General features: G+C 69.0%; 22 protein-coding genes and 1 pseudogene. 6 read left to right on the forward strand and 17 right to left on the reverse strand.

Annotated features, from left to right (window positions below; all coding sequences use genetic code 11):
- The 3 genes from ABZ664_RS26330 to ABZ664_RS26340 all read right to left on the reverse strand — a co-directional run bounded on the left by ABZ664_RS26330 (position 1) and on the right by ABZ664_RS26340 (position 2,637).
- Positions 1-360, reverse strand: a complete 360-nt coding sequence (locus ABZ664_RS26330; RefSeq protein ID WP_362515305.1) for an NADH-quinone oxidoreductase subunit A — start codon at positions 358-360, stop codon at positions 1-3.
- A 121-nt stretch (positions 361-481) separates the two neighbouring features.
- Entirely contained in the window at positions 482-1,759 is a 1,278-nt protein-coding gene (locus ABZ664_RS26335; protein ID WP_362515308.1) for a geranylgeranyl reductase family protein, read from the reverse strand.
- Between the two features lie 152 nt (positions 1,760-1,911).
- On the reverse strand, positions 1,912-2,637 hold the full coding sequence (locus ABZ664_RS26340) for a demethylmenaquinone methyltransferase (protein WP_362515310.1): 726 nt from the start codon (positions 2,635-2,637) through the stop codon (positions 1,912-1,914).
- 78 nt (positions 2,638-2,715) lie between these two features.
- Between ABZ664_RS26340 and ABZ664_RS26345 the strand changes: the two genes are divergently transcribed.
- Positions 2,716-4,041 carry a hypothetical protein gene (locus ABZ664_RS26345; protein ID WP_362515313.1) on the forward strand — a complete coding sequence of 442 codons (1,326 nt, stop codon included), beginning with the start codon at positions 2,716-2,718 and terminating at the stop codon, positions 4,039-4,041.
- Here ABZ664_RS26345 and ABZ664_RS26350 read toward each other — a convergent pair.
- The gene (locus ABZ664_RS26350) at positions 4,025-4,222 is read right to left on the reverse strand and encodes a DUF4229 domain-containing protein (protein ID WP_350942619.1); all 198 of its coding nucleotides are present in this window, start codon (positions 4,220-4,222) and stop codon (positions 4,025-4,027) included. The two genes, ABZ664_RS26345 and ABZ664_RS26350, sit on opposite strands and share 17 nt — an antisense overlap.
- Positions 4,223-4,485: 263 nt before the next feature.
- Between ABZ664_RS26350 and ABZ664_RS26355 the strand changes: the two genes are divergently transcribed.
- Positions 4,486-4,725 carry a BldC family transcriptional regulator gene (locus ABZ664_RS26355; protein WP_012887349.1) on the forward strand — a complete coding sequence of 80 codons (240 nt, stop codon included), beginning with the start codon at positions 4,486-4,488 and terminating at the stop codon, positions 4,723-4,725.
- Between the two features lie 235 nt (positions 4,726-4,960).
- Here the strand turns inward: ABZ664_RS26355 and ABZ664_RS26360 are convergent, their stop codons facing one another.
- Together ABZ664_RS26360 and ABZ664_RS26365 are read right to left on the reverse strand one after the other, a co-directional pair.
- The gene (locus tag ABZ664_RS26360; RefSeq protein WP_362515316.1) at positions 4,961-5,200 is read right to left on the reverse strand and encodes a hypothetical protein; all 240 of its coding nucleotides are present in this window, start codon (positions 5,198-5,200) and stop codon (positions 4,961-4,963) included.
- Between the two features lie 10 nt (positions 5,201-5,210).
- Positions 5,211-5,969, reverse strand: a complete 759-nt coding sequence (locus ABZ664_RS26365) for a hypothetical protein (RefSeq protein WP_362515318.1) — start codon at positions 5,967-5,969, stop codon at positions 5,211-5,213.
- 192 nt (positions 5,970-6,161) lie between these two features.
- Here ABZ664_RS26365 and ABZ664_RS26370 point away from each other — a divergent pair, with 192 nt between their 5' ends.
- A complete protein-coding gene (locus tag ABZ664_RS26370; protein WP_362515320.1) occupies positions 6,162-6,458 on the forward strand; it encodes a PLD nuclease N-terminal domain-containing protein in 297 nt (98 codons plus the stop codon).
- A gap of 163 nt (positions 6,459-6,621) precedes the next feature.
- Here ABZ664_RS26370 and ccsA read toward each other — a convergent pair whose 3' ends face one another.
- Genes ccsA through ABZ664_RS26395 form a run of 5 tightly spaced genes read right to left on the reverse strand, consistent with a single transcriptional unit; the run spans position 6,622 to position 11,141 of the window.
- Positions 6,622-7,578, reverse strand: coding sequence for a cytochrome c biogenesis protein CcsA (gene ccsA / locus ABZ664_RS26375; protein WP_362515322.1), 957 nt, complete (start codon positions 7,576-7,578; stop codon positions 6,622-6,624).
- Complete coding sequence (locus ABZ664_RS26380; protein WP_362515325.1) at positions 7,568-9,103, reverse strand: cytochrome c biogenesis protein ResB; 1,536 nt, start codon at positions 9,101-9,103, stop codon at positions 7,568-7,570. The genes ccsA and ABZ664_RS26380 overlap by 11 nt, the downstream gene beginning before the upstream one ends.
- A gap of 35 nt (positions 9,104-9,138) precedes the next feature.
- Entirely contained in the window at positions 9,139-9,873 is a 735-nt protein-coding gene (locus ABZ664_RS26385; protein ID WP_362515327.1) for a cytochrome c biogenesis protein CcdA, read from the reverse strand.
- A 15-nt stretch (positions 9,874-9,888) separates the two neighbouring features.
- Positions 9,889-10,458 (reverse strand): TlpA disulfide reductase family protein, encoded by a 570-nt coding sequence (locus tag ABZ664_RS26390; protein WP_362515330.1) that lies wholly within the window; start codon positions 10,456-10,458, stop codon positions 9,889-9,891.
- A gap of 56 nt (positions 10,459-10,514) precedes the next feature.
- The gene (locus ABZ664_RS26395) at positions 10,515-11,141 is read right to left on the reverse strand and encodes a histidine phosphatase family protein (protein WP_362515332.1); all 627 of its coding nucleotides are present in this window, start codon (positions 11,139-11,141) and stop codon (positions 10,515-10,517) included.
- Positions 11,142-11,228: 87 nt separating this feature from the next.
- Here ABZ664_RS26395 and ABZ664_RS26400 point away from each other — a divergent pair, with 87 nt between their 5' ends.
- Positions 11,229-12,095, forward strand: coding sequence for a DMT family transporter (locus ABZ664_RS26400; RefSeq protein WP_362515334.1), 867 nt, complete (start codon positions 11,229-11,231; stop codon positions 12,093-12,095).
- Positions 12,096-12,137: 42 nt separating this feature from the next.
- Here the strand turns inward: ABZ664_RS26400 and ABZ664_RS26405 are convergent, their stop codons facing one another.
- Positions 12,138-13,088, reverse strand: coding sequence for a LysR family transcriptional regulator (locus ABZ664_RS26405; protein WP_362515336.1), 951 nt, complete (start codon positions 13,086-13,088; stop codon positions 12,138-12,140).
- 74 nt (positions 13,089-13,162) lie between these two features.
- On the opposite strand from ABZ664_RS26405, the gene ABZ664_RS26410 reads away from it, so the two are divergent.
- Both ABZ664_RS26410 and ABZ664_RS26415 read left to right on the forward strand, forming a co-directional pair.
- Positions 13,163-14,038, forward strand: a complete 876-nt coding sequence (locus ABZ664_RS26410) for an EamA family transporter (RefSeq protein WP_362515338.1) — start codon at positions 13,163-13,165, stop codon at positions 14,036-14,038.
- An 87-nt stretch (positions 14,039-14,125) separates the two neighbouring features.
- Positions 14,126-14,722 carry a Uma2 family endonuclease gene (locus ABZ664_RS26415; protein WP_362515341.1) on the forward strand — a complete coding sequence of 199 codons (597 nt, stop codon included), beginning with the start codon at positions 14,126-14,128 and terminating at the stop codon, positions 14,720-14,722.
- An 8-nt stretch (positions 14,723-14,730) separates the two neighbouring features.
- On the opposite strand, the gene ABZ664_RS26420 is transcribed toward ABZ664_RS26415, so the two are convergent.
- From ABZ664_RS26420 to ABZ664_RS26440, 5 genes and pseudogenes are all read right to left on the reverse strand, one after another.
- Positions 14,731-14,946, reverse strand: coding sequence for a DUF397 domain-containing protein (locus ABZ664_RS26420; protein WP_362515343.1), 216 nt, complete (start codon positions 14,944-14,946; stop codon positions 14,731-14,733).
- Positions 14,947-14,991: 45 nt separating this feature from the next.
- The gene (locus ABZ664_RS26425) at positions 14,992-15,195 is read right to left on the reverse strand and encodes a DUF397 domain-containing protein (protein ID WP_362515345.1); all 204 of its coding nucleotides are present in this window, start codon (positions 15,193-15,195) and stop codon (positions 14,992-14,994) included.
- A pseudogene (locus ABZ664_RS26430) lies at positions 15,188-15,415 on the reverse strand (Scr1 family TA system antitoxin-like transcriptional regulator); the annotation flags it as partial. The pseudogene ABZ664_RS26430 and the gene ABZ664_RS26425, both read right to left, overlap by 8 nt.
- A gap of 494 nt (positions 15,416-15,909) precedes the next feature.
- The gene (gene hemL, locus ABZ664_RS26435; protein WP_362515347.1) at positions 15,910-17,208 is read right to left on the reverse strand and encodes a glutamate-1-semialdehyde 2,1-aminomutase; all 1,299 of its coding nucleotides are present in this window, start codon (positions 17,206-17,208) and stop codon (positions 15,910-15,912) included.
- A 42-nt stretch (positions 17,209-17,250) separates the two neighbouring features.
- On the reverse strand, positions 17,251-17,892 hold the full coding sequence (locus tag ABZ664_RS26440; protein WP_350942598.1) for a bifunctional DNA primase/polymerase: 642 nt from the start codon (positions 17,890-17,892) through the stop codon (positions 17,251-17,253).
- Positions 17,893-17,919 lie beyond the last annotated feature (27 nt).

Consider the following 17,919-nt stretch of genomic DNA (forward strand, 5'->3'; position numbering starts at 1 on the left):
CTAGTCCCAGTCCAGACCCTTGCGGCGCCACACGTACGCGTAGGCCACGAGCACGGTGACGATGAACAGCAGCATCTCGACCAACCCGAAGATCCCGAGCTTGTCGAACGCGACCGCCCACGGATAGAGGAAGATGATCTCGATGTCGAACACGATGAACAACATCGCGGTGATCATGTACTTCAGCGGGAAGCGTCCTCCGCCCACGGGCTGGGGCGTCGGCTCGATGCCGCATTCGTAGGCGTCGAGTTTCGCGCGGTTCCAGCGCTTGGGACCGGTGAAGGGGGCGATCGTCACCGAGAAGATCGCAAATCCCGCCGCGAGCACGGCGAGCACCAGGATGGGTGCGTACAACTCCATCGCTACGCCTCCTCTCCCATCTCCACGCGCGCCGGCGCGTAGCTCTGCGTTGTGGTGTATTTCGAAAGTCTAGGCAAAGCGATCATCGCCCACGGCTCCAGGTGCTCGGCACTTGTCGACCTCATGCCGGTGGCGCCACCTTCGACAGGGCGTTGATGATGCGGTCGGACGCGTCACCTCGCCGGTCGGTGAGATTAGCAAGGAGCTTGAGCGCGAACCGCATCAGGTGGGGGTGCGGCAACGCGTGACGCGTGGCGAAGTTCATCACCCCGCGATGCCCGATCAGCTCCACGAACCCCCTGCCGAGGGTGAAGTAACCACCGTATGCGTCTTTCAGCCTCTGGGGGTAAGCGCGCAGCACGCGCTCCCGCTGCGCGGGGGTGACCCTGCCGAGCGCCTGGACGACCGTCTCGGCGGCGATGTGGCCGCTCTCCATCGCGTACGCGATGCCCTCGCCGTTGAACGGGTTGATCATCCCGCCCGCGTCGCCCACCAGCACCAGGCCCCGCGTGTAGTGCGGCTGGCGGTTGAAGGCCATGGGCAGCGCGGCGCCCCTGATGGGGGTCGTCATGTTCTCCTCGACGTAGCCCCACTCGGGGGGCATCCCCTTCACCCAACGCTTGAGCAGGTCGCGGTAGTCCATGCCCTTGAAGGACTCGCTGGTGTTCAGCAGTCCGAGGCCCACGTTGGAGGTGCCGTCGCCGACGCCGAAGATCCAGCCGTAGCCGGGCAGCAGGGTGTCGCCGTCCCACAGCTCCAGCCAGGTCTCCAGGTAGTCGTCGTCGTGGCGGGGGCTCTCGAAGTATGTCCGCACCGCGACGCCCATCGGGCGGTCCTCGCGCTTGTGCAGCCCCATCGCGAGGGAGACGCGGGTGGAGTTGCCGTCGGCGGCGACCACCAGCCGCGAGCGGTAGGTGACCTCCTCGCCGTCCCGCTTCGCGACGACGCCGACGATGTGCCCGCTGCGCTCGTCGAGGATCGGGGCGGTGACGTTCACCCCCTGCAGCAGGCGGGCGCCCGCCTTGACCGCGTTGGCGGCGAGGATCTCGTCGAAGTCCTGGCGGGTGCGGACCAGGCCGAAGTCGGGGTAACTCGACAGCTCGGGCCAGTCGAGCTCGAAGCGCATCCCGCCGCCGACCACGCGCAGGCCCTTGTTGCGGACCCAGCCGGGGGCGTCGATGTCGATCCCCATCGCGATGAGCCGCTTCACCGCCCGGGGGGTCAGCCCGTCGCCGCAGACTTTCTCGCGCGGGAAGGTGGTCTTCTCGAGCAGCAGGACGTCGAGCCCCGCCTGCGCGAGATGGAAAGCGGTTGTCGAACCGGCGGGCCCGGCGCCGACGACGATGACGTCGGCGTCAGCCTCAGCGACTTTCCGCTGTGTGGCGGCTGGCACGGTCACGGGACCTGTCCTGTCCTGTCCTACACGCTGTGGGGGCCTCGGGGTAAGGGGCCTTTCGTTCCTTTGTGAAGGTCTTCACAAACTTGTCGCGCCGAAGTCTAACGCCTTCGGAGGGCAAAGTGTCAGGCGGGTGTCGCCATCGCCTGAGAAACTCAGGAGGGCTTGTACGCACGGTGGAGGGCCACGATCCCCATCGTCAGATTACGCCAGGCCACGCGCTCCCAGCCCGCCCCCTGGATGATCTTCGCCAGCCCCGCCTGGTCCGGCCAGGCCCTGATCGACTCCGCCAGATACTCGTAGGAGTCGTCGTTGGAGCCGAAGAGCTTCGCGGCGCGCGGCATCAGCTTCATCAGGTACTGCGAGTACACGAGGTCGAACGACTTCGGCGTCGGGTGCGAGAACTCCAGGATCACCAGCCGCGCGCCCGGCCTCGCCACCCGGTACATCTCGCGCAGCGCCTGGCCGGTGTCGTGCACGTTGCGCAGCGCCGTGGAGATCGTCACCGCGTCGAAGACCCCGTCGGCGAAGGGGAGCCGCAGCGCGTCGCCCGCGACGAAGCTGACCCCCCGCACGCCCCCTCCGTGGATGCCGGAGCCGCCCCTGCGCCTCACCCCGGTGCTCAGCATGCCGAGCGAGAAGTCGGAGGCGATGGCGCGGGCGCCCAGCGTGGTGAACGCGTCGGTGGACGTACCGGTGCCCGCACCCAGGTCGAGGACCAGCTCGCCGGGGCCCGCGTCGACGGCCGCGGCGGCGGCCTTGCGCCACAGCCGGACCTGGCCCAGGGAGATAACGTCGTTGACAAGGTCGTACCGCCTGGCCGTGCGATCGAACATCGCGGCGACCTCGTGCGGCTGCTTGTCCAGAGAAGCGCGCGTCATGACTCCCACCCTAGGGCCGCCCCGACAATCCACGGAAAGTAGTCATTCCATTACCGTCGGCATGCTAAAAATTGTCGAATGTTTGCCAGAGCCACTTACGCGCTGGTCGCGGCCCTCACCCTGCTCCCCGCGGGGGTCGCCGTCGCCGGCACCACGAAGCACGGCGGGGTCGTCTCGGTCGACCCGGTGGACACCACTCCCCACGTGCTCGACGGGATCGTGAACGCCATCGCGCTGGTGGGCGGCACGGTGGTGGTGGGCGGCTCGTTCGGCGAGGTGCGCGAGGCCGGGAGCGCGACGGTGCTGGCGCGCTCCAACCTCTTCGCGTACGACCTGGCCACCGGCCGGGTCCTGCCCGGATTCGCGCCGCGCCTGGACCGGCCGGTCCAGGCGCTGGCGGCGGGGGTCCGCGGCACCGTCTACGCGGGCGGGCGGTTCACGAAGACCGGCGGGGCCCAGACGCGGGGCCTGGTCCTGCTCCGGCTCTCCGACGGCTCACCGGTCTCCCACTTCGGCGCCCAGGTGCGCGGCGGCGCGGTCACCGGCCTGGCCAGGCTCGGACGCCACCTCTACGCGGGCGGCGACTTCACCCACGTCGGCCCCCTCGCCCGTACGGCGCTGGCGAGGCTCGACGCCGTCACCGGCGCGGCCGACCCGTCCTTCACGATCGAGCCCGGCGCGCCCAGGGGCGGCAGGACGAGGATCCACGCGATGGCCCTCAGCCACGGCAGGCTCGCGGTCGCCGGCGACTTCACCACCCTGGGCGGCCTGTCGCGCGCCCAGCTCGGCCTGATCTCCGTCACCCCTCCCGGCCTCGTCGCGCCGAACGCCGCCTCACCCGACGGCTCGTCGCCCGGCCTCGCCCCCTCCCCGGCCGCGGTCGCGCCGTGGCGGACCGACGCCTACCGGGGCCGGTGCATGGCCGACTTCCCCGGCTATCTGCGAGGGGTGGACTTCGCCCCCGACGGGAGCTATCTCGTCGTCGTCACGACCGGCGGGCCCGGAGGTCCGGACAGGATGTGCGACACCGCAGCCCGCTTCGAGACCGGCGCGCGCGGCGCGGTGAAGCCGACATGGGTGAACCACACCGGGGGCGACTCGCTGTATTCGGTGGCGGCGACGGGGGCGGCCGTCTACGTCGGCGGGCACCAGCGCTGGCTGAACAATCCGGACGGACGTGACTCCGCGGGTCCGGGGGCGGTGGCGCGGCCGGGAATCGGCGCGATCCATCCGCGCACCGGCAGGGCCCTGGCATGGAACCCCACGCGGGACCGCGGAATCGGGGTCAAGGCATTCCTCGCGCATCCCGGCGGATTACTGGTTGGTAGTGACACAACTCGCCTTGGTCACGAGTACCATGCCCGGGTCGGCATGTTCCCGTTGCCGATCACTCCCGGTTCTTAGTGATTCGCTCGCTCACCGCGTCTCTCTGCTTCGAGAGCAGGACGTAACTGGCCACACCGCTGACCAGGAATGCGGCGATCAGGAGAACCAGGGGCTGACGCAGGCCGAGGATATAGAGCACTCCCAGGCTCACGGCCAGCAGGCCGATCCTGGACGCGGTGTAAACGATGACGGGATGCACAGCGTCGAGGCTACGTCACTCCACCCACCCGGTCGCGATCGCGGTGGCCCTACGGGTAACTCTTCGCATGGACTGCGAGCGCTGCTAGTCTTCCCAAGAGATCTGTTTCGTAAAGAAACACCCACGAGAGTCCCAAAAAGGCTCTATCATATAACAATCGGGCAGGCAGTAGATAACAACCCGTGATCTTTGTTGGAAAGCACGGATAAATCAGGCTTCGCTCGGCACACTGGTTACCTGTCCGCCCGCTGGCAGGAAGCGGGATGCGAGGGGGAGAGATTGTGGAGAGTAGCAGCGAGCGTCTGCTGACGCCCGGAGAGGTTGCCGCCCTCTTCCGGGTCGACCCAAAGACGGTTACACGCTGGGCCGCGGCAGGCCGCATCAGCAGCATCCGTACCCCCGGAGGGCACCGGCGTTTCCGCGAGTCGGAAGTGCACGCCCTTCTGCGTGGAGAGGACGTCTTGACGGCCGAACGGCCGGCAGGCGAGTCCCCGCGCGTCTGACGACTTAGGACGTCACACCATCGGTGATCCTGCGCGCCTTACCCGGAAGCCGCAGGGTCACCGTGGAGTCGTGTGAGCCACGACACGACACGGACGGTGACCTCCCCCGTCACCGGCCCACCCGCTCCACAGCCTTCCTCGCTTGAACCCGCCCGGCGCGCTCCGGCTCCCGATCTCCCCGGTTCCGGCTTTCTCGCCCGGCCTCGAACGACGCCCTGTGCGGCCCTCGGAGCCTCTAGGTCTCCTGCTCGGCCTTGAACGCCAGGAACTCCCGCTCCAGCTCGTCGTTCTCCTCCAGCCATCGGCGCCGTCGCTCGGCCCACTCTTCCTCGGTGAGTGACTCGGCAAGCCATCGGTCGTAGTCGGGATCTCCCGGAGAGACCTCCACGTAGGCGTTGCCGATCAGACGCCCGTCATCGCCGACCAGGGTCTGCGGCACGCGCAGGGTCCCGTCGGCGAGCCTGACGACGTACATCCCAGATCACCTAGATTCCGTAGCGCCGGTTGAAGAACAACATGACGTTGAGCGCCATTCGTGTGTCGCCGCCCAGCATGTCGACCAGCGCGGGGCGCTGCCGGGAGACGATCGCGGCGAAGGCGTCGGCGAAGAACTCCTTGCGGCCCAGGTCCGCAGACTGGAGATGGAACGCCGAGGCGAGCGCGGGAACACACTGGTCGTAAAGGGCGGCGAACTCCGGGGAGTCGGACACCCAGCCGCCGCCGGGGGCGTCCACGTCGTCCAGGGCGTGCCCGACCTCGTGCATCATCACGTCGGGGGTGGGTGAGGGCCGGTCTCCCACCACGATCTTGCGGTCGCCGTACGCCCCGGCGCAGATGTCCCACGTCGCCCGGCCCGAGGGGAGCGGCGCGCCGCGCAGGTATCCCATGTCGTCCAGGTCGGGCACGCCGCCCGCGCCGACGTAGATGCCGTCGAGCCCGTCGGCCAGCTTGTCCTTCAACGCGTCGGGCAGCCTCGCGAGGCTCTCCACCGCCCGTACGGCCTCGGGGGGCGGCGCCTCCCACCGCGAGTCCCACTGGCGGTGCAGGATGCGCTCCAGACGCCCGCAGTGGCGCAGGCCGTCACCCAGGTCGGGGGTGTCGGGAGAGTTGGGCTGGGCCCGGGGACTCTCGTCGTCGAGCTCGAAGTCTCTCCAGGTGTACTGCGGGCGGTCGGCCACCGGGGCCGTGACCGTCCCGACCCTGCGCTCCGCCTCGCGGGGAACCTCACGCGGAGCCTCCCTCACGGCACTCTCCGCACGCGTGGCCGGACCTCGCTGCCACCACCGCCGTCGATGGCGGCCCTTGTCGCCCGAATGTGCCATCACACCCCCTGGGGAAGTGGCAACGGCTCCTACGGTAAGGGGTGGGAGCCTTGCCAGTCATCCGTAACGTGGTGCCGGACCGCAGCAGGTCTCATGATGGCTTACAGTTCGGGCATGCCCCTGCTTGGTCTGGCGATACTCGCCTTCTGGCTTTACTGCCTGTTTGACGTCATCACCACGCCGGACAAGGAATCCAGGAACCTCCCCAAGCTCCTCTGGGTGCTCATCGTGGTGCTGATGCCGGTGGCGGGGGGTGTCTTCTGGCTGTTGCTCGGTCGGCCGACCGGCCCCAGGCCGCCCCGCTTCCTCCGTGTCGAGGACAGGCCGTCGCGCCCCGAGGCCCCGAAGGGCCCCGACGACGACCCCGACTTCCTCAAGGATCTCGACCGCCGACTGCGCGACGACGACTGAGAACGCACCGGAATCGATCTTTGTGCGTGCCCGATACGGTCGTTAAGGTCGGCCGAATTCCCGCGCGAACCCCGGTGCGAGGATCGGCGGGAAATTCGGCGTGGGAATTCGGCCGGAAATCCCAATGGAAGAATTCAACCCGAGGAAATCTCGGTGTCGAGAATCAGCCGGGCATCTCGGCGTAGGAGTGCAGCCCTCCGATGAAAATGTTCACCCCGACCAGGTTGAACAGCAGGCAGGCGAAGGCGATGAGCTGCACGATCGTGGCCGCCTTTCCCTTCCAGCCCGCGGTGGCCCTGGCGTGCAGGTAGGCGGCGTAGACGATCCAGGTGATGAACGCCCAGATCTCCTTGGGGTCCCAGCCCCAGTAACGGCCCCACGCCTTGTCGGCCCAGAGCGCCCCGGCGATGACGGCGAAGGTCCAGATCGGGAAGCCGATCACGATGGCCCGGTGCGCGACCCGCTCCAGGTCCTGCCGGGACGGCAGCCGGACCGAGGTGTCCTTCCTGACCAGATAGAGGATGCCGCAGACTCCCGCCACGATGAACAGCCCGCTCGCGACGATCGCCGCCGACACATGGATCACGAGCCAGTACGAGTTCAGCGCGGGCACCACGGGACCGGCCTGCACGTGCAGGTACCGTACGGCGAAACCGAGCCCCAGCGCGGCCGCGACCGTGACGAACGCGCCGAGGAAGCGGATCGGGTAGCGGAGCTGCATGAACAGGAACGCGCTCACCGCCGCGAAGCACATCGCGACGACGAACTCGTACATGTTGCCCCACGGCCACCGGTCCACGGCCAGGCCACGGGTGAGAATGGAGGCGAGGTTGGCGGCCCAGCCGAGCCAGCTCAGCCCGACACCCACCGGCCCCACCCACACCACCCAGGCGGGCGGCGCCTTGACCGCGGGACCGCCCTCGGCGGGGGCCGCGTCGGCCGGCTCGCTCCCGCCGACACCTGCCAGGACGGGCCGGTCCACGCGGGCCGACGCCCTCGCCGGTCGGCCGAAGGCCAGGTCGAAGGCGTAAGCGATCATTGCGAAGACGTAGAACAGCACCGTCGCCAAGATGAGCTGATCGCTCAGCGTGGCGAGACCGACGTCGACCTCAGCGGACATCCTTCACTCCTGAATCGGGAACTCCTGGGTTCAAAACGGAGACGATCTCGGTGAACTCCTCGCTGAAATCGCCGCCCTCGGTGCGCGTGAGGCCGCCCGCCTCGACCTTGCGGTCCCCGTGGATCCGCACCCATATCCTGCGGCGACGGACGGTCAGGGTCAGCACGAGGCCGACGACACAGAGGATCGAGGCCACGAGCGCGGGCATCCGGCCCGGGTCGTGGGTGATCTGCAGGGCGATCCACTCCCGCACGCCGGTGAACTCGATCGAGCCCGCGCCGTTCGGCAGTGTGAGCTTCTCGCCGAGCGCCAGCGGGTCGGCCTTCATGACCAGCGGCTTCATCTTCTTCAGGCTCGCCGGGTCGAGCTCGTAGACCGACTGCGGCCGGCCGTCCTTCAGCCCCAGGTCACCGGCGAACGCGCCGTACACCTGGGCGGTGGGGTTCGCGGCGCCGGGGAAGACCGAGACCCACTCCGAGCCCATCGGGACGGTCGTCGGCAGGAAGCCGACGAGGACGCCGAGCTGCTCCGGCCGCGCGTCCGGGACCTTGATCACGCACTCGGAGGTGAAGGTGGCGGGCTGGACCACCAGGCAGGGCACCGGCCCGTCGAAGGCGACCTCGCCCTCACCGTCGGTGATCTTGAAGGTCGGCGCGTAGCCGTGGTCGATCAGGTAGCTCAGCGTGCCGTTGACGTCCAGCGGCTCGTTCACCTTCAGCACGTAGTCGCGCGGGGCCGCGCCCGGGGCGTCCTCGACCTTGAGCCTGGCCTCGTAGTCGAGGGCCTGCCCCCTCTTCTCGCCCTGCGCGATGTAGGTCGCCTGGAAGTCGTCGACGGTGAAGGAGAACGGCTCCAGCGACTCGGCGTTCACCTGGGTGCCCGGCATGTAGCGGTCGTAGGCCGCGACCGTGTTGGCGAACCCCTCGCCCTCCACGACCAGCACGTTGCCCCGGTAGCCGTACAGCGACCCCATCCCGACCGCGACCAGCAGGCCGAGCAGGGCCACGTGGAACAGCAGGTTGCCGGTCTCGCGCAGGTAGCCCTTCTCCCCGGCGACCCAGCCGGGCCCGGTGGTCACCCGGAACCGCCTGGCGCGCAGCCTCGCGGCGGCCTCCTCGACGGTGAGATCCGCCTCGAAGGAGGCGTGCTGGGGCAGCCTGCCCAGGTTGCGCGGCGCCGCGGGCGGCTTCCTGCGCAGCTCCCGCAGGTGGGTCGCGGTGCGGGGAAGCACGCAGCCGATCAGGGACACGAACAGCAGAAGGTAGATCGCGGCGAACCAGGGCGCCCTGAAGACGTCGAACAGCCAGAACCTGTCCAGCCACTCGGCGAGCCCGGGGCTGTCGTCGAAGTACTGGGCGACCATGGCGTCGGAGACCCCGCGCTGCGGCCAGATCGAGCCGGGAATGGTGCCCAGGGCGAACAGGAACAGCAGGATCAGCGCGGTCCGCATCGAGGTGAGCGTCCGCCAGAACCAGCGCGCCCACCCCACGACCCCGAGACCCGCGGGCCGCCGCGCCTCGCTCACCGTTCGCTCCCCCGTCTTCGGGTCGACCGACACCATCAGATCACCGGCTCGAATCCGCCGACCCAGCCCTGCGTCATCGCGACGAGCTGCCCCCAAAGCCCGGTGACGAGCAGCACCCCAACAACAACCAGCATGACGCCGCCCGCCCTCGTGATCAGCCGCGAGTGCCGGCGTACCGCCTTGAACGTCCTCAACGCCCTGCTGTACGCCAGCCCGGCCGCCACGAACGGCAGGCCGAGGCCGAGCGCGTACGCGAAGGCGAGTATCGCGCCGCGACCGGCGCTGCCCTCGTTCAAACCGAGGGTGAGCACGACCCCGAGGGTGGGGCCGATGCAGGGGGTCCAGCCCAGGCCGAACACCAGGCCGAGCAGGGGCGCCCCGGCCAGCCCCGCGGCCGGGACCCGATGGATGCGGAAATCGCGCTGCAGACCCGGAATCACCCCCATGAAGGCGAGGCCGAGCACGATCGTGAGGACGCCGAGCACCCGCGTGATGATCCCCGCGTTGGTGAACAGCACCGCGCCGAGGCCGCCGAAGAGCGCTCCCCCGGCCACGAACACGACCGCGAAGCCCAGGACGAACAGCACGATGCCCGCCACCATGCGCCCCCGCCTGGGGTCGGCGCTCATGCCCGTCACGTACGACAGGTAGCCGGGGACCAGCGGCAGCACGCACGGCGACATGAACGACACCAGCCCGGCCGCGACCGCGATCGGCAGTGCCAGCGCCAGCGAGCCGCCGGCGACGGTGCCCACGAGGTCGGCGCTCACGACGACCCCGAGCGGTTATCTCTCATCGCCGACCTTGGTCACGGCGTCGAGAAGGTCGTTGTACTTCACCGCGCCGAGGGCCCTGGCGGCGATCCTGCCCTGCCGGTCGATGATCAGGGTCGACGGGATGGCCGCCGGCGGGACCGTCCCCTGGAAGGAGAGGGCGACCTTGCCCGGCTGGTCGAAGATGCTCGGGTAACCCGGCTCGTGGCTGCGTTCGAAGGCGAGGGCGTCGGCCTTGCGGTCCTTGAAGTCGATGCCGAGGAACTCCACGCCCTCGGCCTTCTTCTTGGCGTAGATGTCCTTGAGCACCGGCGCCTCGGCCCGGCAGGGCGCGCACCATGAGGCCCAGAAGTTGAGCACCACGATCTTGCCCTTGTGCGCCGCGAGGTTCGCGGTGCCCCCGTCGAGGGTCTCCCCCTCCACCTGCGGGGCGACCTTGCGGTCAGCGGCCTGGAACAGGGTGATCTTTCCGTCACCGGCCACGAAACGGGTGTCACCGCTCTGTGGCTGCGACCCCTGGTTTCCGGCGCATCCGGCCACGGCGATCAGCAGCGCGACGGCGGCGAAGGATTGTGCGCGCATGGGTGACGGAGGCTCCCTGTACTACAACCGGTAGAGCAATCACTGTACCGGCGGAGTCAGGCGCCCGGCACAGTGGGGCGTTTGACGAGCGCGGCCGCGGGCTCGCTGTATCCGACGCTGATCAGACGGTTCCCCTCGAAGGAGAAGCTCGTGAGGCTGGCGAGGCCGCACTGTCTACGGCGCGGGTCGTGCGGCAGGCGCCTGCCCTCGGCCGCGAGCCTGATCGTCCAGATCGGGAGCTGGTGGCTGACCATGATCGCCTCATGGCCGCGCGCCGCGTCACGGGCGGTGTCGATCGCGGCCCTCATCCGGCTGACCATGTGGATGTAACGCTCCCCCCAGGAGGGGCGGAGCGGGTTCCACAGGTAGCGGTAGAAGCGCGGATTACGGAAGCTACCGACGGAGAGGCCCTCGAAGATGTTCTCGGCCTCGATGAGCCGCTCGTCGATCGTGACGTCCAGGTGGAAGGTCGCGGCGAGCGGGGCCGCCGTCTCCTGGGCGCGCTCCAGCGGCGAGGAGAACAGCGCGGTGACGTCGCGTCCGGCGACCGCCTTCGCCACCGTCTCGGCCATCTGGATGCCGTTGTCGGAGAGGTGGTAGTCGGGAAGCCTGCCGTACAGGACGTTCGCGGGATTGTGCACCTCACCGTGGCGCAGGAGGTGAACGACGGTGGTCTCAGCCATGGTGTTCGCCAGCCTACCGAGAGGCACGGGGTGATGGCCTGGCAGGTGGGTCACTCGAGTCGAACGAGGCAGGATAGGGTCACCCCCGTGAGCCCCCTCGCGCTCGCCCTCGTCCTCTCCTCCGCCGTCGCCCACGCCTGCTGGAACCTCATGAGCAAGCAGGCGGCGGACGCCGACGGTGTCGTCTTCGTCTGGATGGTCGCCGCCGCGTCCACCCTCGTCTGGACCCCGGTCGCGGTGGGCTATCTCCTCCTCGGCGGCACCGGCCCCTCCTGGGCCGACCTCGCGGTGATCGCCGCCAGCACCACGCTGCACCTGGGCTACTTCATGCTGCTCCAGCGCGGCTACCGGCACGGCGACCTCTCCATGGTCTACCCGATCGCCCGGGGCACCGGGCCGATGCTGGCCAGCCTGGTGGCCATCCTCTTCCTGGGCGAGCGGCCGGGCGCGGTCGGCGTCGCGGGAATCCTGCTCGTCGGGGTGGGCGTCTTCCTGCTCGGCGCGGCGCACGGGCCCAGCCGCCAGGACCTGGGCGGGATCGGGTACGGGCTCGCCACAGGACTGTTCATCGCGGCGTACACCGTCTGGGACAAGCAGGTCGTCAGCGCCTTCGCGGTCGCGCCGATCCTGCTCAACTACGGCGGCGACCTCGGCCGCGCCCTCGTCCTCACCTCGCCGGTGCTCGGCTCCCGCCGCAGGGGCCTGATCCTGCCCGTCTGGCGGAAGCACCGGGCGCGGGTGCTGGGCGCGGCGGTGCTGATGCCCCTCTCCTACCTCCTCGCGCTGACCGCGTACACGTTCTCGCCGATCAGCGCGGTGGCCCCGGTACGCGAGGTCAGCGTGCTCGTGGCGGTGGTGCTCGGCGGCAGACTGCTCGCCGAGGGCGACCTGACCCGGCGGCTGCTCGCGGCCTGCGTCATCGTCGGCGGCGTGGTGACGATCGCCCTCGGCTGACAGTGAGGACGGAGGTGAACGCCCCGATCGACCTGGCGTCGCTCACCCACCGACCGGAATCGTCGCCGACTCGACGGGCTCGGACACAGGCCCGCGAAATTCGACCGAGACGGCCTTCAGCGCCTCCACCGCGGCGCGGATGGCCGGGCGGCGGGCGGCGTCACTGCGCCAGAGCGCGTAGATCCTGCGCGTCGGACGCGACCGGATCGGGACGACCCGCACCCCCTGCGGGACGAAGTCGCGGCCCAGCCGGGGGATGATCGCGCACCCCTGCTCCGCCGCGACCAGGGCCATCTGGGTCGGATACTCGTCCGCCATGCAGGTGATGTCCGGCTCCAGCTCGGCCGAGCGCAGCGTGTAGACCAGCCAGTCGTGGCAGACCGTACCGGGTGAGGAGCTGATCCACTGCTCCCCCGACATCTCGGCGAGCTCGATCTCGGGACGCCCCGCCAGCGGATGCGACGCGGGCAGGATCACGTCGGCGATGTCGTCGAAGAGCGTGGCCCGGGACAACCCCTCGGGGATCGCCATCGGACGGTTCATCCAGTCCTGGATCACCGCGAGGTCGAGCTCGCCCCTCGCCACCTCACGGATCTGCCGTTCCGGCTCGCGCTCCATGAGCTGCAGGCGCAGGTCGGGGTGGCGTGAGCGCAACAGTGCGAGCGCGGCGGGCATCAGGCCCCTCGCCGCCGTGGGGAAGGCGCCGATGCCCAGCCGCCCCACGACCTCGCCGCGCAGCGCCTCGAAATCGGCCTCCGCCATCTCGACCAGCGCGAGGATGCGCTCGGCGTGGTCGGCGAGCAACCCGGCCGCGTCGGTCAGCCGCACCCCGCGCCCGTGACGCTCCAGCAGGGGCGCCCCCGTCTCCCGCTCCAGCTTGGCCAGCTGCTGGGAGACCGCCGACGGAGTCACCATGAGCGCCTCGGCCGCGGCCCCCACCGAACCGTAGACGGAAACCGCGTGCAGGGCCTTGAGCCGGTTGAGATCCAACATGTAAGCAACTCTAAACGACACAAGCAAGAAGTTCTCGCTTGTGCTGAAATGTCGTCGGAAACGACGATTGCTGCATGCGTACCCGGCACCTCCTCCTCGCCATCACCCTCACCGCCCTGTGGGGCTTCAACTTCGTGGTGATGGAGGCCGGGCTCCGGCACTTCCCCCCGCTGCTCTACGTGGCGCTGCGCTTCCTGCTCGCCGCCTTCCCCGCCGTACTGCTCGTCGGCGGCCCCGGGGTGCCCTGGCGAAAGGTCCTCGTGGCCGGCGCCACGCTCGGCATCGGCCAGTACGCCCTGCTGCTGACCGGCATGCGGGCGGGCATGCCCGCCGGGCTCACCTCGCTCGTCGTCCAGGTCCAGGCGATCTTCACCGCGATCCTGGCGGTCGCCCTCCTGGGCGAACGGCTCACCCGGCGGCGGATCACCGGCATGGCGGTCGCGTTCGCCGGTCTGGCGCTGATCGCCACCGACCTGGGCACCGGCAGCCCCATCGGCGCGTTCCTGCTGGTCATCGGCGCGGCGTTCTTCTGGGGCATGGGCAACATCGCGGTCAGGAACGCCGCCCCACCCAACTCGTTCCGCTTCATGGTCTGGGTCAGCGCGGTCGCGGCCCTGCCCATGACGGCCCTGTCCCTGCTGGTCGAGGGCGTCCCCCACCTGGAGTTCTCCGTGGAGGGCAGCCTCTCGGTCCTCTACGTCTCACTGATCTCCACCCTCGGCGGCTTCGGCATCTGGGGCTTCCTGCTCCAGCGCTACGACGCCTCGGTGGTCGCCCCCTCCGCCCTGCTCGTCCCGGTCTTCGGCATGTCCTCCGCCGCCCTGTTCACCGGCGAGTCGATCTCCCCCACCAAACTCCTCGCCGCCACCCTGATCATCTCCGGCGTCCTCTACTCCAGCACCCGCGCCCGGCCTCTTCCCTCCTCAGTGCCCTCACCTTCTTCCGTTTAGGCCAAAACGGGAGAGAATGAAACGAGGGCAACGGAGACGATCTGAATGAACACACCAAGTGACGGGGACGATGTTACGGTGACCGACGTGAGCGCCGCACTCGACTACTGGCCCTCCCCTCCCCCGTGGGGATGGACCGCCGACGACCTCGACAACCTCCCGACTGAGGGGCCGAACGGCGAACCCGACTTCTTCAAGCACGTCGAACTCATCGATGGAGCTCTCGTCTTCATGTCCCCCCAAAAACGCTTCCACGAGCGTGTGCTGTTCGGCCTTCGCGTGGCCCTGAACTCCCAGGCTCCCGAGCACGTCGCGGCCGTGCTCCAGATGGACGTCAAGCTCGGCCACCGGATGCGTCCCTGCCCCGACGTCGTGGTCGTTGACGTGAAAGCAGCCGATGACGATGAACGGACTTTCTACACCCCCGGCGAGGTGCACCTCGCCGTCGAAGTGGTCTCCCCCGAGTCCGAGGACCGCGACCGCAAGACCAAGCCCTCCCGCTACGCCGAGGCGGGCATCCCACACTTCTGGCGGGTGGAGAACAACAGCGGCTCCCCTGTGGTCTACGTCTACGAACTCGACCCAGCCACCCACGCATACGCTCTCACCGGCATCCACCACAACCGGTTGACCGTACCCGTCCCCTTCCCCATCACCATCGACCTCAGCAACCTTCCCAGGTAGACCCCGGATCAGCCCAGGTCGTCGAAATCACCGCCCTTGACGCCCCTGACGAAGGTTCGCCAGTTCTCAAAGGAAAAAAGCAGCACCGGGCCTGAGGAATCTTTGCTGTCTCGAAGGCCCACAACACCAGGAAGGCCAACGGCGACCTCCACGCAGTCGGCACCCCCATTGCCACTGAGACTGCTCTTACGCCACAAGACATAGGCCAGGTAAGACCGAGGCATTTGTACCCCCTCACGACTGGGGATCTTCGTAGACCGATCACACACTCAAGGGCGTGTGTCGAAGTCTCCGGTCTTGACGCGACTCAGGAAGGCTGTCCAGCCACCCGACGAGAAGGAAAGTACGGCGCCGTCGGGATCCTTGGAGTCACGGACGAGGTAGCGGTTGTCCATACGGGCGACTTCAACGCAGTTGTTGCCGCTGCCGCTCAAGCTGCTCTTGCGCCAGAGGATGTTCGTCAGATCAGTCATGGTGTAACTGCTCCTTCGCCTCGGTGATCAGTCCCATGGATGCCTCTGGGGACAGAGCCGCACCACATATGCGTGCGAATGTCATTTTATAGCGATCTACCTGATCTGAGCTCTCGATATAGACGTCACCGGCCGTACCTTCGACGTAGGCGACGGCGGGATCGATCTCTTCCGAAAAGGACAGGACGGTGAACGCCCCTTCCAGTCCAGCGTGTGCTCCGGCGCTATACGGCGAGTCCGCTGCGCTCCTTTCCGCACCGGCGCTTCAGCTACGGCGACGGACCCCGAACGACCCCGTACGGATTGCTTCAGCGTCCCAGCGCACCCTGGGCGGCCCGTAAGAAAGCCACTACGGACCGCACCACCTACGGCGAGACGGGCCGTGTGCGGAGGTGGGTGGGTGTTCCGGGCGGCTTATAAAAATCCGCAACCAGCGCGCCCGCCAGGCCGGAGGCCTGACCCACCAGACGACCACCAACGACGGCCGCCCGGAGCACCCGCCCACCGGAGCGCGCACCCACCTTGAACACCGGCCGGACACCCAGACCCGTCACCAACGACGACCGCCCGGAGCGCGCACCCACCAAAGCACCCACCAAAGCACGAACGCGCCCCCCACGAGCGAACCCTCACCGCCCGAAGCAGGAACACATCCCCACAAGAAACCCTGACCGCCCGAAACACCCAGCCGGGCACCAACGAACACTCACACCGCTAACCAGAAACAGAAGCCGCGGCCTTAGCGGCAGCGGGAAGCGCCTCGGCGATACGGGAAAGAGCCTCATCATCATGGGCGGAGGACAGGAACCACGCCTCGTACGCCGAAGGAGGCAGGTAGACGCCCTGCTCCAGCATCGAGTGGAAGAACGCCCGGTAGGCGGCGGTGTCCTGCTTCTGGGCGATGCCGAAGTCGGTGACCCGCTCGTCGGTGAAGAAGATGGAGAACAGGCTCCCGGCCCGCTGCAGGCGGTGCGGCACCCCGGCCGCCGAGAGGGCGTCGGCGGCGGCGCGGCCGATGACCAGAGCGGCGGCGTCGACCCGGTCGTAGACCCCCTCGTCGCAGGCGCGCAGGGTGGCGAGGCCGGCGACGCAGGCGAGCGGGTTTCCCGACAGGGTGCCCGCCTGGTAGACCGGCCCCTCAGGGGCCAGGTGCGCCATCACGTCCGCCCGCCCGCCGAACGCGGCGGCGGGCAGGCCCCCGCCCATGACCTTGCCGAAGGTCATGAGGTCGGCCTCGACCGGGTCGAGCCCGTACCAGCCGGACTCCGACACCCGGAACCCGGTGAGCACCTCGTCGACGATGAGCAGGGCGCCGTGCGCGGTGCACAGCTCGCGCAGCGTGGCGTTGAACCCGTCGAGCGGCGGGACGACACCCATGTTGGCCGGACACGCCTCGGTGATCACACACGCGATCTCGGCGCCGAAGGTCTGGAACGCCTCCGTGACCGCCTCGACCGAGTTGTACGGCAGCACCACGGTGTCGGCGGCCGAGGCGCCGGTCACCCCCGGGGTGTCGGGCAGACCGAAGGTCACCACTCCGGAGCCGGCCGAGGCGAGGAGGGCGTCGACGTGGCCGTGGTAGCAGCCCGCGAACTTCACGATCTTGGACCGGCCGGTGAATCCGCGGGCCAGCCGCACCGCGGACATGGTGGCCTCGGTACCGGAGCTGACCAGGCGGACCTTCTCCACCGGCTCGACGCGGGCGACGATCTCCTCGGCGAGCTCGACCTCGCCGGGTGTCGCCGTACCGAACGAGGTGCCGTCGCGCAGCGCCTCCTGAAGGGCCTCGATCACGGCGGGGTGCCGGTGGCCGAGGATCATCGGTCCCCACGAGCAGACCAGGTCGACGTAGCGGTTGCCGTCGACGTCGGTGATGTAGGGCCCCTGCCCCGAGGTCATGAAGCGCGGTGTCCCGCCGACGGCGCCGAAGGCTCGGACCGGGGAGTTGACGCCTCCGGGGACGATCTCACGTGCGCGGGCGAACAGGGCCTCGGAGTTCTCAGTACGGCTCACGCCCTCCAGGGTAGTAGTCACCGAAGGGCCCCGGAAAAAGCGTCACTCGCAGGTGTCGGCGAGCCAGTCGAGGACGCGCAGCGGGTCGGGCAGCGGGCGTCCGTCTGGCGGGCGCAGCCATGAGCCGGATCCACCGGTCGGCAGGAGCGAGGGCGGGGCGAGGACGTAGCTGTCGCGGCAGTGCCAGCGCAGGCCGGGCATCTCCTCGATGGTGGAAGGACCGAAGTCCAGCGCGCAGGTCCACCACTCGTCCTCGTCGTCGGAGGCGTTCCTGGTGGCCACATAGAACAGGGCCCGGTCGCCGTTGACGGCGACCGGGCCCGAGGCGACTCCGGCGGAGTCCATGTTCGCGAGGGTGGTGCGCCCCGCGGCGAGCGGTACGTCGAAGACGTCGAACACCCGTCCCGTGGGGAGGATCACGTTCGCCTCCGGCTCGTACCGCCACCAGTTGGTGAGCAGGGCCGGGTCGGTGGTGGCCTGCATCTGCCAGGCCCGCGAGAGCGGGTGTGCCCCCGGGTCGGGGCAGCCGATCCTGTCGCAGGAACAGGAGCGCGAACCGCCCTTCAGCGGCTTCGCGCCGGGACAGCTCGCCCAGCCCAGGGCGGCGTACTCCAGCACAAAGTTGATCATCTGCTTCGGATGGCCATGCCGTCTGCTTCGACGAACCATCGGTACCCCGACCATTGTGTCCTCCGTCGTCCGCGCATCCCG

The organism is Streptosporangium sp. NPDC006930, assembly GCF_040635605.1.
Taxonomy (GTDB): domain Bacteria; phylum Actinomycetota; class Actinomycetes; order Streptosporangiales; family Streptosporangiaceae; genus Streptosporangium.

What these genes read in the sequence shown, in the direction of transcription:
- ABZ664_RS26355 (WP_012887349.1), top strand. Translation starts at nt 4,486, where the DNA reads ATGCGAGGGGGAGAGATTGTGGAGAGTAGCAGCGAGCGTCTGCTGACG.
- ABZ664_RS26360 (WP_362515316.1), bottom strand. Translation starts at nt 5,200, where the DNA reads ATGTACGTCGTCAGGCTCGCCGACGGGACCCTGCGCGTGCCGCAGACC.
- ABZ664_RS26390 (WP_362515330.1), bottom strand. Translation starts at nt 10,458, where the DNA reads ATGCGCGCACAATCCTTCGCCGCCGTCGCGCTGCTGATCGCCGTGGCC.
- ABZ664_RS26420 (WP_362515343.1), bottom strand. Translation starts at nt 14,946, where the DNA reads ATGCCTCGGTCTTACCTGGCCTATGTCTTGTGGCGTAAGAGCAGTCTC.
- ccsA (WP_362515322.1), bottom strand. Translation starts at nt 7,578, where the DNA reads ATGTCCGCTGAGGTCGACGTCGGTCTCGCCACGCTGAGCGATCAGCTC.
- ABZ664_RS26440 (WP_350942598.1), bottom strand. Translation starts at nt 17,892, where the DNA reads ATGGTCGGGGTACCGATGGTTCGTCGAAGCAGACGGCATGGCCATCCG.
- ABZ664_RS26410 (WP_362515338.1), top strand. Translation starts at nt 13,163, where the DNA reads ATGCGTACCCGGCACCTCCTCCTCGCCATCACCCTCACCGCCCTGTGG.
- ABZ664_RS26405 (WP_362515336.1), bottom strand. Translation starts at nt 13,088, where the DNA reads ATGTTGGATCTCAACCGGCTCAAGGCCCTGCACGCGGTTTCCGTCTAC.
- ABZ664_RS26425 (WP_362515345.1), bottom strand. Translation starts at nt 15,195, where the DNA reads ATGACTGATCTGACGAACATCCTCTGGCGCAAGAGCAGCTTGAGCGGC.
- ABZ664_RS26345 (WP_362515313.1), top strand. Translation starts at nt 2,716, where the DNA reads ATGTTTGCCAGAGCCACTTACGCGCTGGTCGCGGCCCTCACCCTGCTC.
- ABZ664_RS26370 (WP_362515320.1), top strand. Translation starts at nt 6,162, where the DNA reads ATGCCCCTGCTTGGTCTGGCGATACTCGCCTTCTGGCTTTACTGCCTG.
- ABZ664_RS26340 (WP_362515310.1), bottom strand. Translation starts at nt 2,637, where the DNA reads ATGACGCGCGCTTCTCTGGACAAGCAGCCGCACGAGGTCGCCGCGATG.
- ABZ664_RS26330 (WP_362515305.1), bottom strand. Translation starts at nt 360, where the DNA reads ATGGAGTTGTACGCACCCATCCTGGTGCTCGCCGTGCTCGCGGCGGGA.
- ABZ664_RS26395 (WP_362515332.1), bottom strand. Translation starts at nt 11,141, where the DNA reads ATGGCTGAGACCACCGTCGTTCACCTCCTGCGCCACGGTGAGGTGCAC.